4 protein-coding genes and 1 pseudogene are annotated in these 3,421 nt (G+C 57.2%); 2 read left to right on the top strand and 3 right to left on the bottom strand.

Annotated features, from left to right (window positions below; genetic code table 11):
- Positions 1–209, top strand: a pseudogene (locus M0974_RS26315) (anti-sigma factor); the annotation flags it as partial.
- A gap of 174 nt (positions 210–383) precedes the next feature.
- Here M0974_RS26315 and sixA read toward each other — a convergent pair.
- Genes sixA through M0974_RS26300 form a run of 3 tightly spaced genes read right to left on the bottom strand, consistent with a single transcriptional unit; the run spans position 384 to position 2,245 of the window.
- Positions 384–839 carry a phosphohistidine phosphatase SixA gene (gene sixA / locus M0974_RS26310; RefSeq protein WP_297844013.1) on the bottom strand — a complete coding sequence of 152 codons (456 nt, stop codon included), beginning with the start codon at positions 837–839 and terminating at the stop codon, positions 384–386.
- A complete protein-coding gene (locus M0974_RS26305) occupies positions 836–1,180 on the bottom strand; it encodes a DUF4389 domain-containing protein (protein WP_297844011.1) in 345 nt (114 codons plus the stop codon). The genes sixA and M0974_RS26305 overlap by 4 nt, the downstream gene beginning before the upstream one ends.
- Positions 1,181–1,222: 42 nt before the next feature.
- Positions 1,223–2,245: an NAD(P)H-dependent glycerol-3-phosphate dehydrogenase gene (locus M0974_RS26300; protein WP_297844009.1), complete on the bottom strand. Its 1,023-nt coding sequence runs from the start codon at positions 2,243–2,245 to the stop codon at positions 1,223–1,225.
- A 255-nt stretch (positions 2,246–2,500) separates the two neighbouring features.
- Here M0974_RS26300 and M0974_RS26295 point away from each other — a divergent pair.
- The coding region (locus M0974_RS26295) for a histidine kinase dimerization/phospho-acceptor domain-containing protein (protein ID WP_297844007.1) at positions 2,501–3,421 on the top strand (921 nt) is incomplete at its 3' end.

Below are 3,421 nucleotides of genomic sequence, written 5' to 3'. Positions count from 1 at the left end.
TGGTCTATGAAGACGGCACCGGGCGCAAAGTCAGCTTCTACATCCGTCCACCGGGACCACAAAATCACTTGCTGCCGCGTGGCAGCCGTCGCGATGGTGAGTTGCAGGCAGATTACTGGTCCGGTGGAGGATACAACTACGCCATGGTTAGCCAAGCCGATGACCCGGCGGCGCAAATTGCCCGTAAAGCCATTCGGCAGCCTATATAGCTCCCTGTGGTTCCACAAATTCTCTAAAACTGCACAGCCAGTACCACACTGTCCAAGCTGCTTCCGGCCAGCGGGATGGCTTTGGTCAGTGTAAATCGGCGCGTGGTAATTGAAGTGTTGATTGCTGTTACCCAACCTAGGACCGGGCTTGAAGTCGGCAGTCGGTTTAACGGATCAGAGGGGGTGAACGCTGCGCAACTCCATCAGGCCAGCCAGTGGGAACTCCCCTTCCAGCTCCGCCAGGTTTGCGGTACCCATAGGTTGCGCGTTGCGATAATGGCCATGCACCAAGACCCCCACCAGTGACCCCACCAACGGCTGATGGCTGACCAGCAGTACATCCTCCGTCGAATAGTGGTCCAACTGGCTCAGCACCACCCGAGGGTCGCTGTCCGGCGTCAGCCAGTTAACGGTAACGATCGGCTCGCTGAACCCTAGGACCTGATGGACAAGCTCGGCGGTCTGCTGCGCACGTATGTAAGGGCTGGCAATGATCCGCGTCAGCGGTTTGCCCAGCAGCCGCGCCGCGCTTTTCAACACTTCATCGCGGCCGTGGGCGGTCAACTCCCGCTCGGCGTCACTGCGCGCCTGCGAATGGGCTTCGCCGTGGCGCAAAATCCACAGTTTCATACCTTCGGCTCCTCATCACGAACCGGATGCGGAGCAGGCGCAACGCGATGCGGTGCTTCACCTTCAGGTGCGCGAGGGGTTGGCCAGTCGGCGAACGGCCATGGCTTTTGGTCACTGTGAAACGTACCAAACCGGCCGATTTGCGCCAGATATTGACTGACACTGTCACCGAAATTCATCAGGCTGCCACTGGGAGCACCGTACGCCAACCGGTAGCCCAGTTGCACCAGGACCACGCAGCCCAGCACGACTTCCGCCAGTTGCCAGATCAGTACGAACAACAGCATCCATAAAATACGCAGCAGGACTGATTCATGCTGCTTGAGTTTCGATTCGTTCAAGACCTTCACCTGTTTGCGTGGTTTCAGTGATCAGCGCTTCAGTTAGAATCCGCTGGTGGAAATAAAATCGACATCGGTTTTCGGCTCAGCGCGCATCAATACCTCAATGACCTGATTGAGCGTGCGGCCTTCGAAAAGAATCGCATGCAATCCGGCGACCAACGGCATATAGACGTTTAGCTCATCGGCTTTGACCTTGAGCACCTTCAGAGTGTTCACCCCTTCCGCCACTTCACCCAAACGGGTCACGGCGTCTTCTAGCGTCAGCCCTTGGCCAAGGGCAAAACCAACTTGATAGTTGCGGCTTTTCGGCGATGAACAGGTCACGATCAGATCGCCTACCCCTGCCAGCCCTAGAAAGGTCATGGGGTTAGCCCCCTGACTGACCGCGAATCGAGTCATTTCCGCCAGCGCACGGGTAATCAGCATGCTTTTGGTGTTTTCACCCATGCCCAACGCCACCGCCATCCCGGCGATTATTGCGTAAACATTCTTCAGCGCCCCGCCCAACTCGACACCAAACCGATCAGCACTGGCATACACGCGAAAGGTGCGACCGTGCAGAACTTCCTGTACCTGTGCACAAAGGTCTTCGTCTGCGCTGGCGACCACTGTTGCAGTCAAGGCGTGCTCGGCGATTTCCCGGGCCAGATTGGGTCCAGATAGCACACCGATACGCGCTTGCGGCGCGATATCTTCGAGAATCTCGCTCATCAATTTGAACGTGTGCGCCTCGATACCCTTGGTCAGGCTAACCAGCATTTTGCCGGTCAATAGCGCGGCATGCTCTGCCAACACTGAGCGCAGCGCGCTAGAGGGCAAGGCGACAAATATCAGTTCACTTTGCGTAAGGGTCATCAGCAAGTCGGTCAACGGTTCAACTGTTGGGTGAACCTTGATGCCTTTGAGATAACGCGGGTTTTCACGGTTTACCCGGATTGCTTCGGCTTGGGCCGGATCACGCATCCAGTGCCTGACTGGATAGCCGTTCTCTGCCAGCAGGTTCGCCACTGCAGTACCGAAGCTGCCGCCTCCAAGAACCGCGATAGGTTGCTGTTGAGTCATAACCAATCCATCTAGAGCCATCGTTATGGCGATGGCGGCATTATACGGGGCCGCGCTGTCGCGACCAGTCCTGACGACCGCTCAATTGAGGCGGACCAATACAGCGCAAGTTCCATGGTATTTACCGCCACCTCAGTTAACATGCAAAACCGATAGTTCATCAGGGGTCGAAAATTTGTTTGTCGAAGACAGGGATCTCCCGGCAACGCAACGGCGTCCTAAGACGCACCACTTGATCCGCCGGCAAGAAAGCCAATGACCTTGCACCGCAGCTGGGGCATCAACACCCGCACGCAAATCATCAGCCTGGGTCCGGCGCTGCTGTTGACCCTGTTGCTCATCAGCTTTTTTACCTTCGTACGCCTTCAGGATCTACGCCAGGAACTGAACTCCACCGGCCAACTCATCGCCAACCAATTGGCTCCCGCTTCGGAGTACGGCGTTATCGTCGGCAACTATGAGGTGCTGGAGGGTCTGATGCGGGCAACACTCGCAACGCCCCACGTGCGCTTCCTCGAAGTTCAGGACCACGCCAATCATGTGCTGGTTTACGTCGAGCAGCCCGACCTGGACGGTGCACGCCCCACGCAAGTAGAGATGTTTCAAGCGCCTATCCATATGCAAAGCAGCAGACCGGACTCGTACCTGCCGGACGGTTCGATCACACCCGGTACTGACGATTACATCGGGCGAGTCATGGTCGGCATGTCAAACGACGCGTTCAGCCAACGGCAGCAAGAAATTCTGTTCAAGGCCGGCATACTCGCCCTGTTCGCGCTGCTGTTCACCTACATCCTCGCACGGCGCCTGGCATTGAGTCTGTCGCAGCCCATCAGCGACATGGTTGAAGCAGTAAAGGCTATCCAGCAAGGCGATTACCGCATGCCGCTGCCAGTGCCGGACGACAGCGAACTGGGTGATCTGGCGCGCCACATCAACCATCTGGCTGCAGGCCTTGAAACGGCCAGCGGCGAGCAACAACAAGCCATCGCGCAGTTGATTCAGACCCGCGAAGAAGCAGAGCGCGCCAACAGCGCCAAGTCCGATTTTCTGGCGATGATGAGTCATGAACTGCGTACGCCCATGAACGGCGTGTTGGGTATGCTGCAGTTGTTGGAAACCACCCGCATGACCGATGAACAGGCCGAGTATTCGAACTTGGCCACAGAGTCCACC

This window comes from Pseudomonas sp., assembly GCF_026224925.1.
In the GTDB taxonomy this organism is placed as follows: Bacteria; Pseudomonadota; Gammaproteobacteria; order Pseudomonadales; family Pseudomonadaceae; genus Aquipseudomonas.
The sequence above is the reverse complement of the archived record's forward strand: the minus strand, read 5'-3'. Positions and strand labels throughout refer to the sequence as shown.

Coding starts and splice junctions, on each gene's coding strand:
- sixA (WP_297844013.1), bottom strand. CDS start 839: ATGAAACTGTGGATTTTGCGCCACGGCGAAGCCCATTCGCAGGCGCGC.
- M0974_RS26300 (WP_297844009.1), bottom strand. CDS start 2,245: ATGACTCAACAGCAACCTATCGCGGTTCTTGGAGGCGGCAGCTTCGGT.